This window comes from Rhodococcus sp. EPR-134 (assembly GCF_001647205.1).
Lineage (GTDB): Bacteria > Actinomycetota > Actinomycetes > Mycobacteriales > Mycobacteriaceae > Rhodococcus_F > Rhodococcus_F qingshengii.
Genome location: NZ_LVCT01000615.1, coordinates 1 through 4,844, shown reverse-complemented (window position 1 = coordinate 4,844; position 4,844 = coordinate 1). Strand labels below are relative to the sequence as shown.

Here is a 4,844-nt window from a genome sequence, read left to right as displayed (position 1 = left end):
ACCGAGCAGATCACGGAGCGCTTCGGCTTCTCCGAGATCCTCATGGCCACGCTGGAGAAGGACAACACCGCCGGCACCGATGAGGCGTTGCTCGACATCTACCGCAAGCTGCGTCCGGGCGAGCCCCCCACCAAGGAGAGCGCGCAGACCCTGCTGGAGAACCTGTTCTTCAAGGACAAGCGCTACGACCTCGCTCGCGTGGGTCGTTACAAGATCAACAAGAAGCTCGGCCTGAACGCGGGTCAGCCGATCGTTGCATCCACGCTCACCGAAGAAGACATCGTCGCCACCGTCGAGTACCTCGTGCGTCTGCACGCAGGTGACACCTCGATGACGGCTCCGGGCGGCGTCGAGGTTCCCGTCGAGGTCGACGACATCGACCACTTCGGCAACCGTCGTCTGCGTACCGTCGGCGAGCTCATCCAGAACCAGATCCGCGTGGGCCTGTCCCGCATGGAGCGTGTGGTTCGTGAGCGCATGACCACACAGGACGTCGAGGCAATCACGCCTCAGACGCTGATCAACATCCGTCCCGTCGTCGCTGCGATCAGGGAGTTCTTCGGAACCTCCCAGCTGTCGCAGTTCATGGACCAGAACAACCCGCTGTCGGGGCTGACGCACAAGCGTCGTCTGTCCGCCCTCGGCCCGGGTGGTCTGTCCCGTGAGCGCGCCGGCCTCGAGGTTCGCGACGTTCACCCGTCGCACTACGGCCGCATGTGCCCGATCGAGACCCCGGAAGGCCCGAACATCGGCCTGATCGGTTCGCTGTCGGTCTACGCCCGCGTCAACCCGTTCGGTTTCATCGAGACCCCGTACCGTCGCGTCGTCGACGGACAGGTGACCGACGAGGTCGACTACCTGACCGCTGACGAAGAAGACCGCCACGTAGTCGCGCAGGCCAACTCGGCCATCGACCGCGAGGGTCGCTTCACCGACTCGAAGATTCTCGTCCGCCGTAAGGGTGGCGAGGTCGAGTTCGTCGCGTCCTCCGACATCGACTACATGGACGTTTCGCCGCGTCAGATGGTGTCCGTCGCAACCGCGATGATTCCGTTCCTCGAGCACGACGATGCAAACCGTGCCCTGATGGGCGCGAACATGCAGCGTCAGGCTGTCCCGCTGGTTCGCAGCGAGGCACCTCTCGTCGGTACCGGCATGGAGCTGCGTGCAGCTGTGGATGCCGGCGACGTCATCATCACCGAGAAGACCGGTGTCGTGGAGGAGATCTCCGCGGACTACGTCACGGTGATGGCTGACGACGGAAGCCGCAAGACGTACCGGATGCGCAAGTTCGCGCGTTCCAACCAGGGCACGTGCGCCAACCAGCGTCCGATCGTGGACGAGGGACAGCGTGTCGAGGCCGGCCAGGTCCTGGCCGACGGCCCTTGCACCGAGAACGGTGAGATGGCGCTGGGCAAGAACTTGCTCGTCGCGATCATGCCGTGGGAAGGCCACAACTACGAGGACGCGATCATTCTGTCGCAGCGTCTCGTGGAAGAGGACGTCCTGACCTCGATTCACATCGAGGAGCACGAGATCGATGCCCGCGACACCAAGCTCGGTGCCGAGGAAATCACTCGCGACATCCCGAACGTCTCCGACGAGGTCCTCGCCGACCTCGACGAGCGCGGCATCATCCGTATCGGTGCCGAGGTTCGTGACGGCGACGTGCTGGTCGGAAAGGTCACGCCGAAGGGCGAGACCGAGCTGACCCCCGAAGAGCGCCTCCTTCGCGCCATCTTCGGTGAGAAGGCTCGCGAGGTTCGTGACACGTCCCTCAAGGTTCCTCACGGTGAGACCGGCAAGGTCATCGGAATCCGCGTGTTCTCGCGTGACGAAGACGACGATCTGCCTCCCGGTGTCAACGAGCTGGTCCGCGTCTACGTGGCACAGAAGCGCAAGATCCAGGACGGTGACAAGCTCGCCGGCCGCCACGGTAACAAGGGCGTCATCGGCAAGATCCTGCCGCAGGAAGACATGCCGTTCCTCTCGGACGGCACGCCTGTCGACATCATCTTGAACACGCACGGCGTCCCGCGTCGTATGAACATCGGTCAGGTCTTGGAGACCCACCTCGGGTGGATCGGCAAGACCGGCTGGAACGTTCAGATCGCGTCCGACGGCTCTCGTCCCGACTGGGCTGCGACCCTGCCGGAAGAGATGCTGTCCGCTCCGGCCGACTCGAACATCGCCACCCCGGTGTTCGACGGTGCGAAGGAAGACGAGCTCACCGGTCTCCTCGGCGCGACGCTGCCGAACCGTGACGGCGAGCAGATGGTCGGACCCGACGGAAAGGCCACCTTGTTCGACGGCCGCTCCGGCGAGCCGTTCCCGTACCCGGTCTCGGTCGGTTACATGTACATCATCAAGCTGCACCACTTGGTCGACGACAAGATCCACGCTCGTTCGACCGGTCCGTACTCGATGATCACGCAGCAGCCTCGCGGTGGTAAGGCACAGTTCGGTGGCCAGCGCTTCGGTGAGATGGAGTGCTGGGCGATGCAGGCCTACGGCGCGGCTTACACGCTGCAGGAACTGCTGACCATCAAGTCTGACGACGTGGTCGGTCGAGTCAAGGTGTACGAAGCCATCGTCAAGGGCGAGAACATCCCCGAACCCGGCATCCCCGAGTCGTTCAAGGTGCTCCTCAAGGAGCTCCAGTCGCTCTGCCTCAACGTGGAGGTGCTGTCCTCGGACGGCGCGGCCATCACGATGGCGGACGGCGACGACGAGGACTTGGAGCGGGCCGCAGCGAACCTGGGCATCAACCTGTCCAGGAACGAAGCTGCGACGGTCGACGACCTCGCGAACTAGGTTTCGGTCCCCGGGTTGCTCTTGAAAGAGCGGCCCGGGGGCGTAGTTCACATTTGAATTGGCAGTCAGGTTGCCGGGTGACCGGCAACCGTAACCCCAACGGGGAAAGGAAGTTACGTGCTCGACGTCAACTTCTTCGATGAACTCCGCATTGGCTTGGCCAGTGCAGAGGACATCCGCAATTGGTCCTACGGCGAGGTCAAGAAGCCGGAGACCATCAACTACCGCACGCTCAAGCCCGAGAAGGACGGCCTCTTCTGCGAGAAGATCTTCGGCCCCACTCGGGACTGGGAGTGCTACTGCGGTAAGTACAAGCGTGTCCGCTTCAAGGGCATCATCTGTGAGCGCTGTGGCGTCGAGGTCACTCGCGCCAAGGTTCGTCGTGAGCGCATGGGTCACATCGAACTGGCCGCACCGGTCACGCACATCTGGTACTTCAAGGGTGTTCCGAGCCGTCTCGGTTACCTGCTCGACCTGGCTCCGAAGGATCTCGAAAAGATCATCTACTTCGCTGCCTACGTCATCGTCGGTGTCGACGAGGAGCTCCGTCACAACGAGCTGTCCACCCTCGAAGCCGAGATGCAGGTCGAGAAGAAGACCGTCGCAGATCAGCGCGACGCCGATCTCGAGGCACGTGCGCAGAAGCTCGAAGCCGACATCGCCGAGCTCGAGGCAGAGGGCGCGAAGTCCGATGTCCGCCGCAAGGTCAAGGACGGCGGCGAGCGCGAAATGCGTCAGCTCCGTGACCGCGCGCAGCGTGAGCTGGATCGTCTCGACGAGATCTGGACCACCTTCACCAAGCTGAGCGTCAAGCAGCTCATCATCGACGAGCTCCTGTACCGCGAGCTGGTCGACCGTTACGGCGAGTACTTCACGGGTGCGATGGGCGCAGAGTCCATCCAGATCCTGATGCAGAACTTCGACCTCGACGCCGAGGCAGAGTCTCTCCGCGAGACCATCCGCAGCGGCAAGGGCCAGAAGAAGCTGCGTGCACTCAAGCGCCTCAAGGTGGTTGCGGCATTCCAGACCAACGGCAACTCGCCGATGGGCATGGTCCTCAACGCTGTTCCGGTGATCCCGCCGGAGCTTCGCCCGATGGTTCAGCTCGACGGTGGACGTTTCGCGACGTCCGACCTCAACGACCTGTACCGCCGCGTCATCAACCGCAACAACCGCCTCAAGCGACTGATCGACCTCGGTGCTCCCGAGATCATCGTCAACAACGAGAAGCGGATGCTGCAGGAGTCGGTCGACGCCCTGTTCGACAACGGTCGTCGTGGACGTCCGGTCACCGGACCGGGTAACCGCCCGCTGAAGTCCCTGAGCGATCTGCTCAAGGGCAAGCAGGGTCGCTTCCGTCAGAACCTGCTCGGTAAGCGCGTCGACTACTCGGGTCGTTCCGTCATCGTCGTCGGTCCTCAGCTCAAGCTGCACCAGTGTGGTCTGCCCAAGCTGATGGCTCTCGAGCTGTTCAAGCCGTTCGTGATGAAGCGTCTGGTCGATCTGAACCACGCGCAGAACATCAAGTCGGCAAAGCGCATGGTCGAGCGCAAGCGCGTCCAGGTGTGGGACGTCCTCGAAGAGGTCATCGCCGAGCACCCCGTGCTGCTCAACCGTGCACCTACGCTGCACCGTCTGGGTATCCAGGCATTCGAGCCGCAGCTCGTCGAGGGCAAGGCCATTCAGCTCCACCCGCTGGTGTGTGAGGCCTTCAACGCCGACTTCGACGGTGACCAGATGGCTGTTCACCTCCCGCTGTCGGCAGAGGCACAGGCCGAGGCACGCATCCTGATGCTGTCCTCGAACAACATCCTCTCGCCTGCTTCGGGTCGCCCGCTCGCCATGCCGCGTCTGGACATGGTCACGGGTCTGTTCCACCTGACCCGTCTCGACGAGGGTGTCACCGGTGAGCTCGTTGCTCCGACCAACGACGAGGCAGAGCAGGGCGTGTACTCCTCGCCCGCCGAGGCTCAGATGGCAGTCGACCGCGGCGCGCTCTCGGTTCAGGCTCAGATCAAGGTGCGTCTGAC

At 63.3% G+C, this 4,844-nt stretch carries 1 protein-coding gene and 1 pseudogene; both read left to right on the top strand.

The genetic code is table 11. From position 1 onward, the window contains the following. Positions 1-2,814: DNA-directed RNA polymerase subunit beta (gene rpoB / locus A2J01_RS26935; protein ID WP_064113962.1), on the top strand; the 2,814-nt coding region annotated here is incomplete at its 5' end. 117 nt (positions 2,815-2,931) lie between these two features. Further along, positions 2,932-4,844: pseudogene (locus A2J01_RS26930) on the top strand (DNA-directed RNA polymerase subunit beta'); the annotation flags it as partial.